Here is a 17,636-nt window from a genome sequence, read left to right on the forward strand (position 1 = left end):
CGCTCCAATCGAGGAGAGGCTTGCCATGCCGTTCTTTAGCGTGATCGTGCCGGTCTATGACAAGGCCGCCTCGCTGGAGGCGGCGCTGGAGTCGGTCTACGGCCAGACCTGCCAGGACTTCGAGCTCGTCGCGGTGGACGACGGCTCGCAGGACGGCTCGGTGGAGATCCTCGCGCGCCACGCCGCGCAGGGCAGGCTCACCCTGCTGCAGCGGGGCAGCCCAGGCCCCGGCGGCTACGCCGCGAGAAACCATGGCGCGTCAATGGCGCGGGCGCCGTGGCTCACCTTTCTCGACGCCGACGATCTCTATCGGCCCGATCATCTGCGGCGACTGCATGATGCCATCGTCGCCCACCCCGGCATCGAGTTGTTCGTCAATGCCTACCAGAAGATGGAGGACGGGCGGCCCCTGCCGAGGATCGAGCGACTGCCCGGCGGCCGCCTGGTGCGCCGCGAAGCGCTGCGTGCCTTCGCCCGCAGCGACTTCATCCACATGAACGGCGCCTGCATCCGCCGCGAGCGTTTTCTGCAGCTGGGCGGCTTTCCGGTCGACCGGTACCGGCGCGGCGGTGACGTCTACTTCTGGCTCAAGGCGCTGTGCGAACTCGACGCGATCCACTACTGCAACAGCGTCACCAGCCTGTGGCAGCTCGAGAACAGCGGCGTGACCCGTGACAAGCGCAACCTGGTGCACCTTCACCCCGGGGTCGATCTGCTGGCGGAGTACGCGGGGCGACTGACCGGCGAGGAGGCGCGCCAGCTGCACGCCGCGATCAATCGCAAGGTGCTCTCCTGGGCGGTGGAGAAGAAACGCCTGGGGCAGCCGGTACGCCAGGAACTGGCGGCGCTCTCGCATCTGGGGATGCAGGGCAGGCACTGGCTCCACGCCGCCACGTTGTTGATTCCTCAGCCCTACTACGACCGGCTGAGGCGCTGGGTGAAGTGACGCCATGACAAGCTCGGACGAGCGGGAGGGAAGACGATGGGCGGGACGGTCATTACCTACGGCACCTTCGACATGTTCCATATCGGCCACCTGAACCTGCTGCGACGCCTGGCCGGCATGGGGAGCCGGCTGATCGTTGCGGTCTCCACCGACGAGTTCAACGCCGGCAAGGGCAAGCGCACCCTGATCCCTTTCGAGCAGCGCGCCGAGATCGTGCGCTCCATTCGTTACGTGGACGAGGTCATTCCCGAAACCAACTGGGATCAGAAGATCGATGACGTCCAGCGCTACGGGGTGTCGACCTTCGCCATCGGCGAGGACTGGCGCGGGCACTTCGACTTCCTCGCCCGCTACTGCGAGGTGGTCTACCTGCCGCGTACGGAGGGCGTTTCGACCACCGACCTGAAGCGTTCGCTCAATCGCTTCTGCAGCGTATCCCGTGAGGATCTGCTGCACGCCTTCGACGTGCTTGAGGCGCTGCGCAAGGACTTCGGCTGACCTCTCTTCGCATCGGCCCTGCGGGCCGGGAGTCTCCAATGCTCAATTACCTGACGCGCCTGGCGCGGCAGCTCGCCTGGCTGCCGCTGTGCGCCCTGGGCGCCTGCTTCCCGCGCAACGACCGACTCTGGGTGTTCGGTGCCTGGCATGGCCAGCAGTATGCCGACAATGCCCGCGCCCTCTACCGCCACGTCCATGCCCACGAGCCCGACCTTCGCGCCGTCTGGCTGACCCACAGCCGCGACGTGCTGCGCCGGGTGCAGGAGGAGGGGGGCGAAGCCGCCATGGCCTACTCGCTGCGGGGGATCCTGGTCTCGCTGCGTGCACGGCTGTTTCTGGTCACTCACTCCGCCGAGGACGTCAACGCCCATGCCTCCATCGGGGGCACCCTGATCAACCTCACCCACGGCACGCCGCTCAAGCGCTTCGGGCGTGATGCCCATGCTCGCTCGCAGCGCATCGGCGGCGTGACGCGGCTGTTCGACCGCTACCTGCGCCGGCTGCTGCCCGGCAAGCGCGGTCCGGATCAGGTGCTGGTGGCATCGAGCGTGGGGCGCGAGCGCATGATGTCGGCCTACGGGCTGCCTCGCGAGCGGGTGGTGGCGCTGGGCTACCCGCGCTGGGATGCCTTCCGCACGGATGCCGCGGGGCTGCTGCGCGGCGCCGGCATCGAGACCCGCACCTTCGCCGGCGTGCTGCTCTATGCCCCGACGCTGCGCATGCAGGGCAGGGGCGGGCTCGACGTGGCCCAGGGCAAGCGGCTCGAGGCCCTGCTGCCCTGGCTGGAGCGCGAGCGCCTGCTGCTGCTGGTGCGCGGTCACGCCTCGCTGAAGATGAGCGGCATCGCGGCGCTCGAGCGCCGTTCGGCCCACGTGCGCGAGGTGCCGGTCTCGCGCTTTGCCGACGTCAATGCCCTGCTGCCGGCCGTCGACCTGCTGCTGACCGACTACTCCAGCCTGATGTTCGACTACGCCTGCCTGCGCCGGCCGATCGTGCTGATGGCGCCGGACCTCGCGAACTACCTGAACGAGGACGTCGGCGTCTACGGCGACTACTTCGCCGATGCGCCGGGGCCGGTGATCGAAGGCTGGCAGCAGCTGCCGGCGGCCTGGCGGGCGATCCAGGCGGGCGAGCACGACGCCGCCCTGGCGCGCTTCGTCGCGCGCCACGCGGCGCTCCACGACGGGCGCGTCTGCGAGCGCATCACGGCACACCTGCGCGCCTGTAGCCAACAGCCGGTGCCGCGCCACGCCTGAGCACGGACGCCCTTCCTCAACCTGACGAACAATAACGGGTCCTCCATGAGCCAGATCCAGATATCTCCGGAACGTCTGTCGCGGGACTACTACCGATTCCAGCGCTACAACTCCAAGCAGCGCATGCTGGCCTACTGGCATCAGCTCAAGCTGATCGAGGAGTGTCGCCCCGCCACGCTGCTGGAGGTCGGTGTCGGCTCCGGCATCGTCACCGCGTACCTGCGCCACCAAGGGGTGAGCGTGACGACGCTGGACATCAACCCTGCCCTGCGCCCCGACCATGTCGGCTCCATCCTGCGTCCCCCGCCGGCGCTGGCGGAGCGCCGCTTCGACATGGTGCTGTGCTCGCGGGTGCTGCATCACCTGCCGTTCGATGAGTTCCCCCAGGCGCTGTCGATGCTCTCCCGGCTGACCGGGAAACATTGCCTGCTGACCCTGCCGGTGAACGACTTCCGCCTCTACTGCCTGCTGCGCCTTACCTCCACCTCGCCGTACACGCTTTCGCTGCCGTTGCCGCTGGCCCTCAAGCGGGCCTGGCAGCGTAGACGCGGGCGCACCTCGGGCAGCGGGCTGTGGCAGATCGATGCCTCGCCGGCGACCTCGCGCCGGCGGGTGATCGCCGAGATCGGGCGTTACTTCGACTGCCTGCGGCACTACCCGGTCCCGGAGGACCGCTCGCACATGGTCTACCTGCTCCGCCCCAGGCCTGCCGCTGTCGCGGCGGAGCGCCCCGTGGGGGAGGACGTCCGGTGCGTATGACCGAAACGGCCGGGGGCGCGGCGCAGGCGCTGCCGGTCGTCAGGCGCCGCGTGCTGGTGATCGGCGGTACGGCTCGCTCGCTGAGCAATTTCCGGGGGCCGCTGCTGAAGCTGCTCGGCGAGCGTGGCCACCGCATCGTCGCCGCGGCGCACCCGGATGCCTCCGCCGAGGGGGTGCGGCGCGAGCTGGCGGCGCTGTCGATTCCCTTCGAGCCGCTCGCGATCGGGCGGGGCGGCCTCGACCCGCTGGAGGATTGGCGCACCGCACGGGCGATTCGCGCCCTGATAGCGCGCCATGCGCCCGAGGTGCTCATCGCCTACACCGCCAAGCCGGTGATCTACGCCGGGCTGGCGGTACGCGACCAGCCGGGGGTGCGCTTCCATCCGATGATCACCGGGCTCGGCTACGCCTTCTCCGAGGCACGTGGCGCGAAGCGCAGCCTGTTGCATGCCCTGCTGACCCGGCTCTACCGGCGCGCGCTGGCCAACGCCCACACCACCATCTTCCAGAACCCCGATGACCAGGCGCTGTTCCGTGAGTGCGGCCTGCTCTCGCCGACGGCGCGCTCGGCGGTCGTCGACGGCTCGGGGGTCGATGTCGACCTCTTTCCCCCCCGTCCGCTGCCCCGGGAGCCGGTGTTCCTGATGCTGGCGCGGCTGATGGTGGAGAAGGGCGTGCGTGTCTACGTCGAGGCCGCCCGCCTCGTCCACGAGCGCTACCCCCAGGCGCGATTCCAGCTCGCCGGCGCGCTGGACCCCAACCCGTCCAGCGTGCGGCCCGAGGAACTCGCCGCCTGGCAGGCGGCCGGCGACATCGAGTACCTGGGCAAGCTGGAATCGGTTCAGGCAGCGCTGGCCGGCTGCCGCTGTTACGTCCTGCCCTCCTGGTATCGCGAGGGCATCCCGCGTTCGGTGCTCGAAGCGATGGCCACCGGGCGCCCCATCATCACCACCGATTCGCCCGGCTGCCGCGAGACGGTCGAGCCGGGCATCAACGGGTGGCGGGTCGAGCCGCGCAGCGCTCGCGCCCTGGCCGACGCCATGCTGGCCCTGATCGAGGCCGACGACACGGCCGTGGCGGCCATGGCTCGCGCCAGTCTGGAGCAGGTCGAGAGGCGCTATGACGTGCGCCGGGTCAACCGCCAGCTGCTCGAGATCACTCAGCTCTAGTCGAGGAGGTTCGCATGGGCAACGAGACCAGAGTAATGCTCACTCATGGCTGGTGTCGCAGCAGTTATTCGGCGCTGCGTGGTCTGGCGCGCCGGGGCGTGCCGGTGGTGGTCGCCGATACGGCGAGGGTGGGCATGTGCCAGGCATCACGCCTGACGCGGGGCCGCGGACGCTATCGCTCGCCCTATGCCGACCCGGATGGCTTCGTCGACGATATCGCTGCCCTGTGCGAACGTCATCGCATCGGTCTGCTGCTGCCCGGGCACGAGGAGGGCGAGCTGCTGGCGCAGGCCCGTGAGGCGGGCCGGCTGCCGGCCGGCGTGTCGCTGCCGCTGGCCAACGTCGACAGCTTGGTACGGGTCAACGACAAGGATCGAATCAGCCGGCTGGCGCGGGACCTGGATGTGCCGGTAGCGCCGATCGTCGACTACCGGACGCCGGCCGAAGCCGGCGCACGGACCGACAGCACACGCGAGTACGTGGCGCGGGCGCGGCGTGGCAACAGCTCCAAGGGGGTGCGTTTTGCCCGCGGCGGTGCGGCCCTGACCGCCGCGCTGGAACGCATGGTCGACGACTTCGCCCTGGATCCCGCACGGCTTCCCATCGTTCAGGAGTGTGTCGCCGGCGACGGCTGGGGCGTCTCCTGTCTCTACTGGTACGGCGAGCGCATCGCCTCGTTCACCCATCACCGCCTGCAGGAGAAGATCGCCACGGGCGGCACCAGCACCCTGCGCGTCAGCGCCGCACATCCTGCGCTGGAGGCCGATGCCCATCGCCTGCTCGATGCGCTGGGCTGGCATGGCCTGGCCATGCTGGAGTTCAAGTTCGACCCCACCAGCGGACGTCACGTCTTCATCGAGATCAATCCGCGCCTGTGGGGCTCCATCGACCTGGCGTTGAGCGCCGGGGTCAACTTTCCCTGGCTGCTCTACCTGGCCGAGACTCGCGGTCCGGCCGTGGCCCGCGCCCACTTCCGGCCGGGGCGCAGCGGGGTGGTCTCGCGCTGGCTGCTGGGCGACCTGTTGCGCCGGCTGGACCTGCTGCGGCGCGGGCGGCTGCGCGACGGCCTGGGTGTGGACGGGACCCGCGCTCACGCCTACGACGACTTCAAGCTCGACGACCCCTTGGTGCTGTTCGGCGAGGCGCTCTACTACCTCGCCAAGGGGGTCACCATGCACAGCCTCAATCCCGTCGAAGCGGGCATGGTGCGCTGAGATGCGCCCGTACCAGCAGCACCTCGAGGCGCCGCTGCCGCGCGAACTTGGCCTGACGCCGGCGCAGCGTTTCCTCAAGCGTGCCTTCGACCTCGTCCTTGCGGCGGCGCTGCTGCTGCTGCTGCTGCCGCTGATCCTGGTGGCCGCCTGGGCCGCGGCGCGGGATACCCAGGCCTCGGGCTTCTTCGTGCAGGAGCGTGTCGGCCGCGACGGGCGTCCCTTCCGCGTGATCAAGCTGCGTACCATGCGCCCCCAGGCGGGCACCAGCGTGACCACGCTCGACGATCCGCGCATCACGCGGCTTGGGCGTATTCTGCGGCGCAGCAAGCTCGACGAGCTGCCCCAACTGTTCAACGTACTCGCCGGGCACATGAGCTTCGTCGGGCCTCGCCCCGACGTGCCGGGCTTCGCCGACCTCCTCGACGAGCAGGACCGGGTGATCCTCGCCGTGCGTCCGGGTATCACGGGTCCCGCTACCCTCAAGTACCGCGACGAGGAGCGCCTGCTGGCCGGCGTGGCGGACCCCGAGCGCTACAACCGCGAGGTGATCTTTCCCGACAAGGTGCGGCTCAACCGGGACTACGTCCTGCACTGGTCCTTCGGCCGCGACCTGGGCTACCTCTGGCGCACGCTCTTTCCCTCAGGCAATGCAGCACGATCCGAGGAGCAACCGGAATGACTCAACCCAAGGCATGGCCCTTCCACGAGGAGGATGAACGCGAGGCGGTGGAGCGTGTCCTGCGCTCGGGCCGCGTCAACTACTGGAACGGTGAGGAGGGGCGAAGCTTCGAGGAGGAGTTCGCCGCCTTCCATGGCGTGCCGCATGCCATCGCCCTGGCCAACGGTACCGTGGCGCTGGAGCTGGCGCTGCATGCGCTGGGCGTTGGGCCTGGCGACGAAGTGGTGGTGACGCCACGCAGCTTCATGGCTTCGGTCTCCTGCGTGGTGGCCCGCGGTGCGCGGCCGGTGTTCGCCGACGTCGATCCCGACTCCGGCAATCTCTGCGTGGAGAGCGTGGCAGCGGTACTCACCCCGCGGACTCGAGCCATCGTGGCGGTGCACCTGGCCGGCTGGCCCTGTGACCTGGATGGCCTGCGTCGACTGGCCGATACCTGTGGCCTGTGGCTGATCGAGGATTGCGCCCAGGCCCACGGTGCCACCTGGCGCGGGCGTCCGGTCGGCAGCGTCGGCGACGCGGCCGCGTTCTCGTTCTGTACCGACAAGATCATCTCGACGGGCGGCGAGGGCGGCATGCTGCTGCTCAAGGACGAAGCGGCCTGGCGGCGCGCCTGGAGCTACAAGGACCATGGCAAGTCGTGGTCCGCGGTGCAGGGCGTGCACCCGCCGGGGTTCCGCTGGTTGCACGACGACTTCGGCACCAACTGGCGCATGACCGAGATGCAGGCGGCGATCGGCCGTTGCCAGCTGCGCAAGCTGCCGCGATGGCTCGAACGGCGCCGCGAGAACGCGGCCTACCTGAGCCAGCGGCTCGGCGGTCTGCCGGGCCTGCGCGTGCCGCAGCCACCGCCCGAGGCCGGCCATGCCTGGTACAAGTTCTACGCCTTCGTCGAGCCCGATCGGCTATGTGCCGGCTGGGATCGCGACGCCGTGGTGGCGGCCATCCAGGCCGCTGGCGTGACCTGCCTGCACGGCGGCTGCAGCGAGATCTACCGCGAGCGCGCCTTCGACGGCACCGGCTGGCGTCCGCCGTCGCGGCTGCCGATAGCGCAGCGTCTCGGCGAGACCAGCCTGATGCTGCTGGTCGATCCCACCCAGACACCGGAGCGGCTGGCCACGGTCGCCTCGGCGGTCGAACACACCCTGGAGGAGGCAAGCCATGTCGACCATGGTCGCCACGACGCTCCAGCGCTGCCGGCGGTTGTACCGGCGGATCTGGCGGCGGGTCGGTCCCAGGCAGTATCCCGTCCCTGACCTGAGCCGGGAGGCGGTGGGCCCCCTGGAGGCCTTTTACGCCCATCGTGGCACCCCCTGTCTCATCCACTGCCGGCTGGCCGACTGCCGTTGGTTCGGACCCACCGGCATCGCCTACGGCCGCGACTCGCTGCACCCTTATGTGCAGAGCCTGCGCCAATACCTGGACGGTGAGTGCCGAAGCTATCGCGGGAGCTGCCTGGAAGCCTATTGGCAGCACTGGCAACCGGCGACGCTGGCCGCCTCGCTGGGCGTGCCGCTGGAAAGTGCCCACCCCTGGCTCCGGTTGGCGCCGCCCCTGAGCGATTTCATGCCATGGAGTGACGTGCGCCAGCTGCACCTGCTGCGCACCCTGGCCGAATTGGCGTCGCAGGATAACGGCGAGGAGCCGTCGCTGATATCCGAGACCACGGTGCGTCAGGTGGGGCCCAAGCCGGACTGGTTCGGCGAGCGGCGCCTGAACCAACTGGTCGCGCTGCACCGGGCCATCCTGCAGGAGGGGTATCGCCAGCGCGCCTCCCAGCGGCTGGAGTATTTCCACCAGCACATCGTGATCGATACGCTCGCGCGCGGTGACGAAGTACGCTTCGTGGTGGCCAATGGCCAGCATCGCGCCTCGGTGCTCTCGGTGCTCGGCTACGCTAGCGTGCCGGCCCTGGTGCACGTATCGCATCGCCGGGGGCCATCCCTGGTGCGCCGCGAGGACTGCCTCAGTTGGCCAGCGGTGCGGCAGGGCATCCTCACCGCGGACCAGGCCCTGGAAATCTTCGACCGAGTCTTCGAGGGGCGCCCGCCGCCCGGTTTCCCGCGCCTGGCGCGCGCGGGCGAAGCGACCCCGGCGCCGCGCGAGCTCGAGATGACGCCATGTGCGCAGGTGATGCCGGAGGGCTCGCCAACCGATCGTCACTGACGCGCCCCCGCATTACGACGAGGCCGCCACGCACTGCGTGGCGGCCTCGTTGCGTCTGGCGCCGCGGATGTTGGAAGTGTCACACTGAATGTTATAGATTTAACATTCGCATGATCTTCGCGTGTCTTGCGTAGCATTTGCGCGGTCTTCGCGTGGGCTTCGCGTGGGCTTCGCGTTAGCCCCGTACGCTTCCTACTATAACCAGGTGCGCCCCTGTCGCGGCCACCCAGCACGAACGGAAGGACCTCCCATGACTGCCATCATGAGCCTGGTCGGCATGGCGACGCTGATCGCCATCGCTCTTATCTTCTCCACCAACCGCCGCCACATCCGGCTGCGAACCGTGGGCGGCGCCTTCGCCATCCAGGCCGGCATCGGTGCCTTCGTGCTCTACGTGCCGTTCGGCCAGGCGGTGCTGCAGACCATTTCCGCCGGGGTCAGCCAGGTGGTGCTCTACGCCAACGACGGCATCGACTTCCTGTTCGGCGGCCTGGCCGACGTCGACAGCATCGGCTTCGTCTTCGCCATCAAGGTGCTGCCGGTGATCATCTTCTTCTCCTCGCTGATCGCCGTGCTCTACTACCTCGGCATCATGCAGTGGGTGATCCGCCTCCTCGGCGGCGCGCTGCAGAAGGCGCTGGGCACCTCGCGCACCGAATCGCTCTCGGCCACCGCCAACATCTTCGTCGGCCAGACCGAGGCGCCGCTGGTGGTGCGCCCCTTCATCGCCCGCATGACCCCCTCCCAGCTGTTCGCGGTGATGTGCGGCGGGCTGGCCTCGGTGGCGGGCTCGGTGCTGGCCGGCTACGCGGCGCTGGGCATCCCCATGGAATACCTGGTGGCGGCCTCGTTCATGGCCGCCCCCGGCGGGCTGCTGTTCGCCAAGCTGATCATGCCCGAGACCGAAAAGCCGGTAGACGACGTCGAGGAGGCCAACGAGGTCATCGAGGAGGAGGACAAGCCGGTCAACGTCCTCGATGCGGCGGCGGCCGGGGCCACCTCGGGGCTGCGCCTGGCGGCCAACGTCGGCGCCATGCTGCTCGCCTTCATCGGCCTGATCGCGCTGATCAACGGCATGCTCGGCGGGGTGGGTGGCTGGATCGGCGTCGAGCAGCTGAGCCTGGAGTTGATTCTGGGCTGGCTGTTCGCCCCGCTCGCCTTCGTGCTCGGCGTGCCCTGGGAGGAGGCGACCCTGGCCGGCTCCTTCATCGGCCAGAAGCTGGTGGTCAACGAGTTCGTCGCCTTCATCAACCTGTCGCCCTACGTCGAAGGCACGTCGATGGTGGTCAATACCGGCCAGGCCATGAGCGGCCATACCGTGGCCATCCTCTCCTTCGCCCTGTGCGGCTTCGCCAACCTCTCGTCGATCGCCATCCTGCTCGGCGGCCTGGGCAGCATCGCCCCCAGCCGGCGCCACGACATCGCCCGCTTCGGGATCAAGGCGGTGCTGGCCGGCACGCTCTCCAACCTGATGTCGGCGGCCATTGCCGGTTTCTTCCTCTCCATAGGCGGGGTGATCTGATGGCTACCGCAAATCCATTCCGTATCGACAGGTAACGTCATGACCGAACTGCAGCAGGCCGCGCGCCAGGCGCTGGCGCTGATGGACCTCACCAGCCTCAACGAGGACGACAGCGACGCCGTCATCCGCGAACTCTGCGCTCGCGCCAACACGCCGGCGGGACACCCAGCGGCGGTGTGCGTCTATCCCGCCTTCGTGCCAACCGCCCGCGAGGCACTGGCCGAGCAGGGCCTGGCCGGCAAGGTGAAGGTGGCCACGGTGACCAACTTCCCTCACGGCGAGGCGGACATCGAACGCGCCGCGGCCGAGACCCGGGCGGCCGTCGCGTCCGGCGCCGACGAGGTCGACGTGGTCTTCCCCTATCGTGCGCTGATGGCGGGCGACGCCGAGGTCGGCCGTGCGCTGGTCGCCGCCTGCAAGCGCGAGTGCGGCGACGCCGTGCTCAAGGTGATCCTGGAAACCGGCGAGCTGAAGGTGGCCGGGCTGATCGACCGCGCCGGCATGCTGGCCATCGACGGCGGCGCCGACTTCCTCAAGACCTCCACCGGCAAGGTGGCCGTCAACGCCACCCTGGACGCCGCCAAGATCCTGCTCACCGCGATCAAGGCGAGCGGCCGCGACGTCGGCTTCAAGGCCGCCGGCGGCGTGCGCACCGTTGAGGACGCCGCCGCCTACCTGCAGCTTGCCGAGCAGGTGATGGGGGCGGATTGGATCACCCCGGCGCACTTCCGCTTCGGTGCCTCGGGGCTGCTCGGCAGCCTGCTCGAAACCCTTGGCGTTGCTGAGGGCGAGGGGCCCACGGAGGGTTACTGATGCCTGCACGTGCCCTACCTCAAGAGCTGATTCGCGCCAAGCGCGACGGCGAGGTGCTCTCGCCCGAGGCGATCGGTGAGCTGGTGGGCGGTATCGTCGACGGCAGCCTCTCCGACGCCCAGGTGGGCGCGCTGGCCATGGCGATCTACCTCAACGGCATGAATGCCGCCGAGACGGTGGCGCTGACCGAGGCCGTACGCGACTCCGGCGAGGTGCTGGCGTGGCGCGGCCTGGGTGAGGGGCTCGACCTGCCGGGGCCGGTGCTCGACAAGCACTCCACCGGCGGGGTGGGCGATCTCGTCTCGCTGGTGCTGGGGCCGTGGGTCGCCGCCTGCGGCGGCTTCGTGCCGATGGTCTCCGGCCGCGGCCTGGGCCACACCGGCGGCACCCTGGACAAGCTCGAGGCGATTCCCGGCTACGACATCGCGCCCTCGCGGGAGCGCTTCCGCACCCTGGTGCGCGAGGCGGGCGTGGCCATCGTCGGCCAGACCGCCGAGCTGGCCCCGGCCGACCGGCGGCTCTACGCCATCCGCGACGTCACCGCCACGGTGGAGTCGCTGCCGCTGATCGTCAGCTCGATCCTCGGCAAGAAGCTTGCCTGCGGCCTCGACGCCCTGGTGATGGACGTCAAGACCGGCAGCGGCGCCTTTATGCCCACTCATGAGGCGTCGTTCGAGCTGGCCAGCACCATCGCCGAGGTGGCGAGCCGCGCCGGCACGCCGACCACCGCGCTGCTCACCGACATGAGCCAGCCGCTGGCGTCCTGCGCCGGCAACGCCGTCGAGGTGCGCGAGGCGATCGCGCTTCTGACCGGGGAAAAGCGGGGCGGGCGACTGCTCGAGGTGACCCGCGAGCTCGCCGCCGAGCTGCTGCTGGCCGGCAGACTGGCCCACGACCGGAAGGCAGCCCTGGCGCTACTCGACGAACGGCTCGCTTCGGGGGCTGCCGCCGAGCGTTTCGCGCGCATGGTGGCGGGCCTGGGTGGCCCCGTCGACCTGCTCGAACGCCACGAACGCCATCTGCCCCGGGCGCCCATCGTGCGCCCCGTGCCTGCCGAGCGCAGCGGTCGCGTGACGCGCATGGACACTCGCGCCGTGGGGCTTGCCGTGGTCGAGTTGGGCGGCGGGCGGCGTGCGCCGCAGGACGCCATCGATCCCGCGGTCGGGCTGACCGGCATCGCCGCCATCGGCGAGGCGGTCGACGGAGAACGCCCGCTGGCCTGGGTGCATGCGGCAAGCGAGGCGGCCGCCGAGCGCGCCGCCAGCCAGCTGCGCGCGGCCATCGAAGTGAACGACATCGCGACCGGCGACGTCACACGGCCTACACTCATTCAAGACGTGATCCGTCGGGAGGCGCCATGACTCGCGCCATCGTGCTGGTACTCGACTCCTTCGGCATCGGCGCGGCACCCGATGCGGTGGACTTCGGCGACGCCGGGGCCGATACCCTGGGCCATATCGCTGCCGCCTGTGCCCGCGGTGAGTGTGACGGTGCGGCTCGAGAGGGGCCGCTTGCGTTGCCCCACCTGGGCCGGCTGGGGCTGTTCCACGCCCACCGCGAAAGCACCGGCAACTGGGCCGAGGGCGTTGACGTGCCAGCCGAGGTGATCGGCGCCTACGGTCACGCCCGCGAGGTCTCCTCCGGCAAGGATACCCCCTCGGGACACTGGGAAATCGCCGGGGTGCCGGTGCGTTTCGACTGGGGCTACTTCTTCGACCGGGAAGACAGTTTCCCACCGGAGCTGCTCCAGGCGCTCGAGCGCGAAGCCGGGCTGCCCGGCGTGCTGGGCAACTGCCACGCCTCGGGCACCGAGATCATCGCCCGCCTCGGCGAGGAGCACATGGCCAGCGGCAAGCCCATCGTCTACACCTCGGGCGACTCGGTGTTCCAGATCGCCGCCCACGAGGAGTCGTTCGGCCTCGAGCGGCTCTACGCCCTGTGCGAGACCGCCCGGCGCCTGCTCGAGCCCTACAACATCGGACGGGTGATCGCGCGGCCGTTTGTTGGTCGCAATGCCGACGACTTCACCCGCACCGCCAACCGTCGCGACTACAGCGTCGAACCGCCGGCGCCCACGGTGCTGCAGAAGCTCGAGAGCGACGGCGGCGAGGTGATCGCCATCGGCAAGATCGCCGACATCTACGCCCATTGCGGCGTCACGCGCACGCTCAAGGCCAGCGGCCACGACGCGCTGATGGACGCCACCCTGGCCGCCCTGGAGGAGGCCGGCGAGCGCTCGCTCGTCATGACCAACTTCGTCGACTTCGACACGCTCTACGGCCACCGCCGTGACGTGGCCGGCTATGCCGCCGCGCTGGAGGCCTTCGACGCGCGGCTGCCCGAGCTGCTGGCCAGGCTGCGCGACGGCGACCTGCTGGTGATCACCGCCGACCACGGCTGCGACCCCACCTGGCACGGCAGCGATCATACCCGCGAGCGGGTGCCGGTACTGGCGCTGGGCGCGGGGCTCGCCCCCGGCTCGCTGGGCGCGCGGGAGACCTTCGCCGACATCGGCCAGAGCCTGGCGTCGCACCTGGGCCTTTCGTCCATGGACGACGGCACGAATTTTCTTCCCAAGCCAATCGCTGCATAGGAGCCTCGACATGGCGACTCCCCATATCCAGGGCGAACGCGGCATCTTCGCCGACACCGTGCTGATGCCCGGCGACCCGCTGCGTGCCAAGCATATCGCCGAGACCTTCCTCGAGGACGCCCGCGAGGTCACCAGCGTGCGCAACATGCTCGGCTTCACCGGGCGCTACCGCGGCCGCGAGATCTCGGTGATGGGCCACGGCATGGGCATCCCCTCGGTCTCCATCTACGCCAAGGAGCTGATCACCGACTATGGCGTAAAGCGGCTGATCCGGGTCGGCTCCTGCGGCGCGGTGCGCGACGACGTGGCGGTGCGCGACGTGGTGATCGGTCTCGGCGCGAGCACCGATTCGGCGGTCAACCGCACCCGCTTCATGGGCCACGACTTCGCCGCCATCGCCGACTTCGAACTGACCCGCCATGCGGTGGATGCCGCCGCGGCCCAGGGCGTGCCGGTGAAGGTGGGCAACCTGTTCTCGGCGGACCTGTTCTACAACCCCCAGGCGGAGCTGTTCACGCTGATGAAGCGCTACGGCATCGTCGGCGTGGAGATGGAGGCGGCGGGGCTCTACGGCGTGGCGGCGGAGTTCGGCGGCCGGGCGATGACCCTCTGCACGGTCTCCGACCACATCCTCAAGGGCGAGTCGCTGCCAAGCGAAGCCCGCGAGCGCAGCTTCAACGAGATGGTCGAGGTGGCCCTCGACGCGGTGCTGCGCGACGATGCGGCGGGGGCGGCATGAGCGACATCGATCCGAGCGTCGTCGGCGCGCTGATCGCGGCGCGCGGCAACGCCTACGCGCCCTATTCCCGGCATCCAGTGGGCGCCATGGTGGAGAGCGGGAGCGGCGCGCGCTACGTCGGCGCCAACGTCGAGGTAGCCCACTACAAGGGCTTGTGCGCCGAGGCCTCGGCCATCGCTGCCATGGTCAGCGCCGGCGAGCGTCGGCTGCGCCACGTCTACGTGATCGGCCCCGGCGAGCACCTGTGTTCGCCCTGCGGCGACTGCCGCCAGCGCATCCGCGAGTTCGCCGACGCCACGACACGCATCCACGTGGTCGATGCTCAAGGTACGCTGCTCAAGCGCTACACCATCGACGAGCTGCTGCCCGATGCCTTCGGGCCGGAGAACCTGGGACTCTGAGGGTGTGGAGGGAAGCTACGCACGCAGTTCGATACGCTCGAAGTGCGGCGCCAAACGCCTGACCAGCCCGGCCAGCATCGCCTGCGGCGGGGCGTTCTCCACCGGCTGGCAGTAGGCCGGGTCGAGGCACTGGCGGGTGCGAGCCACCTGGATGGCGTAGCGGCGCACGCCGCAGTCGGCCAGGGTCAGTGCCAGGCGCTCCACCTCGGCCAGCGAGAAGTCGCGCCAGTGCACGGTGGTGCGGCACTCGAAGTCGACATCGCCATTGAGCAGCGCCATCAGGCACCGGCTGTTGCGCTGCCAGATGCCGGGACGCCCGCAGATGCGGTCGAAGTCGCTCCCGCGTCCCTTCACGTCGAGCCCCACCCAGTCGAGCCACGGCAGCAGCCGCGAGAGCCGCGCCGGGTAGGGGCCGGCGGTGTGCAAGCCCACCTTGAAGCCCATTGCCTTCACTTCGCGTACCGCCGTCGGCAGGGCGTTGTGCAGCGTCGGCTCGCCGCCACTGAACACCACCGCCTCGAGCAGCCCCCGGCGGCTCTCCAGGAACTCCCGTACCGCCTGCCATTCGCTCTCGTCGCCGCGGCGCGGCGGCATCATGTGGTCGTTGTGGCAGTAGCCGCAGCGCAGCGGGCAGCCCTGCAGGAACACCACGCAGGCCAGGTGATCCGGATAGTCCAGGGTGGTCATCTGGGTCAGGCCGGCAATGGGCAGGCGGATGCCGTCGAGAGGCGCGAGGGCGGGCGGGTCAAGGTCGGTGGCGATCATGAGGGGCTCCTCGGCTTGGGGCGTGAATGCCGGGCACAGGGCCCGGCAGGTCAGGCAGTTAGGGCGTCAAGTCGGCGGCCCGCTCGGTGAAGTGGCGGCGCTCGCGATGCTCGGCGCGCTTGCCGACGTTGAACTGGCTGACCGGGCGGTGGTAGCCCATCACGCGGGTCCACACCTCGCAGCGCTGGCGCTGTTCGGTGGGCAGGGTGTCGATGTTCGTCATGGTTTGGCTCCTTCCAGTGGGTGAAAAAACGCTCAGGCCGGTACGGCCGCAGCGCGTCTTGCCAGCAGTGCCTCGTCGCACTTCGGGCAGAACTCATGTTCGCCGGCCAGGTAGCCGTGCACCGGGCAGATCGAGAAGGTCGGCGTCACGGTGATGTAGGGCAGGCGGAAGCGCGACAGCGCGGTGTGCACCAGCTTGCGGCAGGCGGTGGCGCTGGAGAGCCGCTCGCGCATGTAGAGGTGCAGCACGGTACCGCCGGTGTAGCGGGTCTGCAGCGGATCCTGATGGATCAGCGCCTCGAAGGGATCGTCGGTATGCCCCACCGGCAGCTGGCTCGAGTTGGTGTAGTAGGGCGCCTGCGGCGTGCCGGCCTGCAGGATGCCCGGGAAGCGCTCGGCGTCGGCGCGGGCGAAGCGATAGGTGGTGCCCTCCGCCGGAGTCGCCTCCAGGTTGTAGAGGTGGCCGGTCTCGGCCTGGAAGTCCTGCATCCTGGCGCGTACGTGGTCGAGCACCTCCAGGGCGAGCTGGCGCCCTTCGGGGGTGGTGATGTCGTAGCGGTCGTCGCAGAAGTTGCGCACCATCTCGTTGAGCCCGTTCACGCCCAGGGTGGAGAAGTGGTTGCGCAGGGTACCCAGGTAGCGCTGGGTGAAGGGGTAGAGTCCTTCGTCCATCCACTGCTGGATGCGTTCGCGCTTGAGCTCCAGGCTGTCGCGGCCCAGCGCCAGCAGGCGGTCGAGCTCGGTGAACAGGCCCGTGCGGTCGCCGGCGAAGCGGTAGCCCAGCCGTGCGCAGTTGAGCGTCACCACGCCCAGCGAGCCGGTCTGCTCGGCGCTGCCGAACAGGCCGTTGCCGCGCTTGAGCAGCTCGGAGAGGTCGAGCTGCAGGCGGCAGCACATGGAGCGCACCATGTGCGGCTCCAGGTCGGAGTTGAGGAAGTTCTGGAAGTAGGGCAGGCCGTACTTGGCGGTCAGTGCGAACAGCCGCTCGGCGTTGTCGCTCTCCCAGTCGAAATCCGGGGTGATGTTGTAGGTGGGGATGGGGAAGGTGAACACCCGGCCCTGGCGGTCGCCCGCCTCCATCACCTCCAGGTAGGCGCGGTTGAGCAGGTCCATCTCCGCCTGCAGCTCGCCGTAGGTGAAGGGCTGCTCCTCACCGCCGACGATCGGCACCTGATCGCGCAGGTCCGCCGGGCACACCCAGTCGAAGGTGAGGTTGGTGAAGGGCGTCTGGCTGCCCCAGCGCGACGGCACGTTGAGGTTGTAGATGAACTCCTGGATCGCCTGCTTCACCGCGGCATAGTCGAGGCCGTCCCTGCGCACGTAGGGGGCGAGATAGGTATCGAAGGAGCTGAAGGCCTGGGCGCCGGCCCACTCGTTCTGCAGCGTGCCGAGGAAGTTGACCATCTGCCCCAGGGCGCTGGAGAGGTGGCGCGGCGGGCCGCTCTCGGCGCGCCCGGGCACGCCGTTGAAGCCCTCGATCAGCAGCTGGCGCAGCGACCAGCCGGCGCAGTAGCCGCACAGCATGTCGAGATCGTGGATGTGCAGGTCGCCCTCGCGGTGAGCGGCGCCGACCTCGGCCGGGTAGACCTCATCGAGCCAGTAGTTGGCGATCAGCTTGCCCGAGACGTTGAGGATCAGCCCGCCCAAGGAGTAGCCCTGGTTGGCGTTGGCGTGCACGCGCCAGTCGGCGCGGTCGAGGTATTCGTCGACGGTCGAGGCGACGTCGATGCGGCGCGGGCCGGCTTGGCGTATGGGGGCGTTCACCGTTATCTCCCTATATGTGCTGCCGTTAGATGTGTTGATGCACAACATATGGTATGTGAAGGCTAGTGCCTTCGGCGGCGGGAGAACATGACCCAGGTCAGAAAAAGACCAATTGTAAGCTCGGGGAACGACG

Annotated in this window: 18 protein-coding genes; 15 read left to right on the forward strand and 3 right to left on the reverse strand. The window is 69.4% G+C overall.

The features are described from left to right. Positions 1–25 precede the first annotated feature (25 nt). The 15 genes from HNO51_RS00795 (at position 26) to cdd (ending at position 14,752) form a co-directional block, all read left to right on the forward strand. A complete protein-coding gene (locus HNO51_RS00795; RefSeq protein WP_209538258.1) occupies positions 26–946 on the forward strand; it encodes a glycosyltransferase family 2 protein in 921 nt (306 codons plus the stop codon). Positions 947–982: 36 nt separating this feature from the next. Then, a complete protein-coding gene (locus HNO51_RS00800) occupies positions 983–1,444 on the forward strand; it encodes an adenylyltransferase/cytidyltransferase family protein (RefSeq protein ID WP_197449207.1) in 462 nt (153 codons plus the stop codon). 38 nt (positions 1,445–1,482) lie between these two features. Then, positions 1,483–2,700 carry a CDP-glycerol glycerophosphotransferase family protein gene (locus tag HNO51_RS00805; protein WP_209538259.1) on the forward strand — a complete coding sequence of 406 codons (1,218 nt, stop codon included), beginning with the start codon at positions 1,483–1,485 and terminating at the stop codon, positions 2,698–2,700. A 45-nt stretch (positions 2,701–2,745) separates the two neighbouring features. Further along, complete coding sequence (locus HNO51_RS00810) at positions 2,746–3,459, forward strand: class I SAM-dependent methyltransferase (protein ID WP_197449209.1); 714 nt, start codon at positions 2,746–2,748, stop codon at positions 3,457–3,459. Continuing rightward, positions 3,456–4,628 (forward strand): glycosyltransferase family 4 protein, encoded by a 1,173-nt coding sequence (locus tag HNO51_RS00815; protein WP_209538260.1) that lies wholly within the window; start codon positions 3,456–3,458, stop codon positions 4,626–4,628. The genes HNO51_RS00810 and HNO51_RS00815 overlap by 4 nt, the downstream gene beginning before the upstream one ends. 14 nt (positions 4,629–4,642) lie before the next feature. Continuing rightward, positions 4,643–5,842 (forward strand): carboxylate--amine ligase, encoded by a 1,200-nt coding sequence (locus tag HNO51_RS00820; protein ID WP_209538261.1) that lies wholly within the window; start codon positions 4,643–4,645, stop codon positions 5,840–5,842. 1 nt (position 5,843) lies between these two features. Next, positions 5,844–6,521: a sugar transferase gene (locus HNO51_RS00825; RefSeq protein ID WP_197449212.1), complete on the forward strand. Its 678-nt coding sequence runs from the start codon at positions 5,844–5,846 to the stop codon at positions 6,519–6,521. Beyond that, on the forward strand, positions 6,518–7,774 hold the full coding sequence (locus HNO51_RS00830; RefSeq protein WP_209538262.1) for a DegT/DnrJ/EryC1/StrS family aminotransferase: 1,257 nt from the start codon (positions 6,518–6,520) through the stop codon (positions 7,772–7,774). The genes HNO51_RS00825 and HNO51_RS00830 overlap by 4 nt, the downstream gene beginning before the upstream one ends. Further along, a complete protein-coding gene (locus tag HNO51_RS00835; protein ID WP_209538263.1) occupies positions 7,680–8,684 on the forward strand; it encodes a hypothetical protein in 1,005 nt (334 codons plus the stop codon). Before HNO51_RS00830 ends, HNO51_RS00835 begins: the two co-directional genes overlap by 95 nt. 250 nt (positions 8,685–8,934) lie before the next feature. Next, positions 8,935–10,206: a NupC/NupG family nucleoside CNT transporter gene (locus HNO51_RS00840; RefSeq protein ID WP_197449215.1), complete on the forward strand. Its 1,272-nt coding sequence runs from the start codon at positions 8,935–8,937 to the stop codon at positions 10,204–10,206. Between the two features lie 39 nt (positions 10,207–10,245). Continuing rightward, positions 10,246–11,019, forward strand: a complete 774-nt coding sequence (gene deoC, locus HNO51_RS00845; protein ID WP_197449216.1) for a deoxyribose-phosphate aldolase — start codon at positions 10,246–10,248, stop codon at positions 11,017–11,019. Next, positions 11,019–12,380: a thymidine phosphorylase gene (gene deoA, locus HNO51_RS00850; RefSeq protein ID WP_209538264.1), complete on the forward strand. Its 1,362-nt coding sequence runs from the start codon at positions 11,019–11,021 to the stop codon at positions 12,378–12,380. Before deoC ends, deoA begins: the two co-directional genes overlap by 1 nt. Next, positions 12,377–13,612 (forward strand): phosphopentomutase, encoded by a 1,236-nt coding sequence (locus HNO51_RS00855; RefSeq protein WP_197449218.1) that lies wholly within the window; start codon positions 12,377–12,379, stop codon positions 13,610–13,612. Before deoA ends, HNO51_RS00855 begins: the two co-directional genes overlap by 4 nt. Positions 13,613–13,622: 10 nt before the next feature. Next, on the forward strand, positions 13,623–14,351 hold the full coding sequence (gene deoD / locus HNO51_RS00860; RefSeq protein WP_197449219.1) for a purine-nucleoside phosphorylase: 729 nt from the start codon (positions 13,623–13,625) through the stop codon (positions 14,349–14,351). Beyond that, complete coding sequence (cdd, locus tag HNO51_RS00865) at positions 14,348–14,752, forward strand: cytidine deaminase (protein ID WP_209538265.1); 405 nt, start codon at positions 14,348–14,350, stop codon at positions 14,750–14,752. Before deoD ends, cdd begins: the two co-directional genes overlap by 4 nt. A 15-nt stretch (positions 14,753–14,767) precedes the next feature. Here cdd and HNO51_RS00870 read toward each other — a convergent pair whose 3' ends face one another. The 3 genes from HNO51_RS00870 to HNO51_RS00880 are packed head-to-tail and all read right to left on the reverse strand — an operon-like array spanning position 14,768 to position 17,503. Next, positions 14,768–15,517 carry an anaerobic ribonucleoside-triphosphate reductase activating protein gene (locus HNO51_RS00870; RefSeq protein WP_209538266.1) on the reverse strand — a complete coding sequence of 250 codons (750 nt, stop codon included), beginning with the start codon at positions 15,515–15,517 and terminating at the stop codon, positions 14,768–14,770. 58 nt (positions 15,518–15,575) lie between these two features. After that, positions 15,576–15,740, reverse strand: coding sequence for an anaerobic ribonucleoside-triphosphate reductase (gene nrdD, locus HNO51_RS00875; RefSeq protein ID WP_159548100.1), 165 nt, complete (start codon positions 15,738–15,740; stop codon positions 15,576–15,578). Between the two features lie 32 nt (positions 15,741–15,772). Next, on the reverse strand, positions 15,773–17,503 hold the full coding sequence (locus tag HNO51_RS00880) for a ribonucleoside triphosphate reductase (protein WP_197449222.1): 1,731 nt from the start codon (positions 17,501–17,503) through the stop codon (positions 15,773–15,775). Positions 17,504–17,636: the final 133 nt, after the last annotated feature.

Origin of the sequence: Billgrantia sulfidoxydans (assembly GCF_017868775.1) — a bacterium.
In the GTDB taxonomy this organism is placed as follows: domain Bacteria; phylum Pseudomonadota; class Gammaproteobacteria; order Pseudomonadales; family Halomonadaceae; genus Halomonas; species Halomonas sulfidoxydans.

Excerpts from the sequence above, each read along its gene's own strand:
- nrdD (WP_159548100.1), bottom strand. The coding sequence starts at position 15,740 with ATGACGAACATCGACACCCTGCCCACCGAACAGCGCCAGCGCTGCGAG.
- deoA (WP_209538264.1), top strand. The coding sequence starts at position 11,019 with ATGCCTGCACGTGCCCTACCTCAAGAGCTGATTCGCGCCAAGCGCGAC.
- HNO51_RS00840 (WP_197449215.1), top strand. The coding sequence starts at position 8,935 with ATGACTGCCATCATGAGCCTGGTCGGCATGGCGACGCTGATCGCCATC.
- HNO51_RS00810 (WP_197449209.1), top strand. The coding sequence starts at position 2,746 with ATGAGCCAGATCCAGATATCTCCGGAACGTCTGTCGCGGGACTACTAC.
- HNO51_RS00820 (WP_209538261.1), top strand. The coding sequence starts at position 4,643 with ATGGGCAACGAGACCAGAGTAATGCTCACTCATGGCTGGTGTCGCAGC.
- HNO51_RS00870 (WP_209538266.1), bottom strand. The coding sequence starts at position 15,517 with ATGATCGCCACCGACCTTGACCCGCCCGCCCTCGCGCCTCTCGACGGC.
- HNO51_RS00830 (WP_209538262.1), top strand. The coding sequence starts at position 6,518 with ATGACTCAACCCAAGGCATGGCCCTTCCACGAGGAGGATGAACGCGAG.
- HNO51_RS00835 (WP_209538263.1), top strand. The coding sequence starts at position 7,680 with ATGTCGACCATGGTCGCCACGACGCTCCAGCGCTGCCGGCGGTTGTAC.
- cdd (WP_209538265.1), top strand. The coding sequence starts at position 14,348 with ATGAGCGACATCGATCCGAGCGTCGTCGGCGCGCTGATCGCGGCGCGC.
- HNO51_RS00825 (WP_197449212.1), top strand. The coding sequence starts at position 5,844 with ATGCGCCCGTACCAGCAGCACCTCGAGGCGCCGCTGCCGCGCGAACTT.
- deoD (WP_197449219.1), top strand. The coding sequence starts at position 13,623 with ATGGCGACTCCCCATATCCAGGGCGAACGCGGCATCTTCGCCGACACC.
- HNO51_RS00855 (WP_197449218.1), top strand. The coding sequence starts at position 12,377 with ATGACTCGCGCCATCGTGCTGGTACTCGACTCCTTCGGCATCGGCGCG.
- HNO51_RS00805 (WP_209538259.1), top strand. The coding sequence starts at position 1,483 with ATGCTCAATTACCTGACGCGCCTGGCGCGGCAGCTCGCCTGGCTGCCG.
- HNO51_RS00800 (WP_197449207.1), top strand. The coding sequence starts at position 983 with ATGGGCGGGACGGTCATTACCTACGGCACCTTCGACATGTTCCATATC.
- HNO51_RS00815 (WP_209538260.1), top strand. The coding sequence starts at position 3,456 with ATGACCGAAACGGCCGGGGGCGCGGCGCAGGCGCTGCCGGTCGTCAGG.
- deoC (WP_197449216.1), top strand. The coding sequence starts at position 10,246 with ATGACCGAACTGCAGCAGGCCGCGCGCCAGGCGCTGGCGCTGATGGAC.
- HNO51_RS00795 (WP_209538258.1), top strand. The coding sequence starts at position 26 with ATGCCGTTCTTTAGCGTGATCGTGCCGGTCTATGACAAGGCCGCCTCG.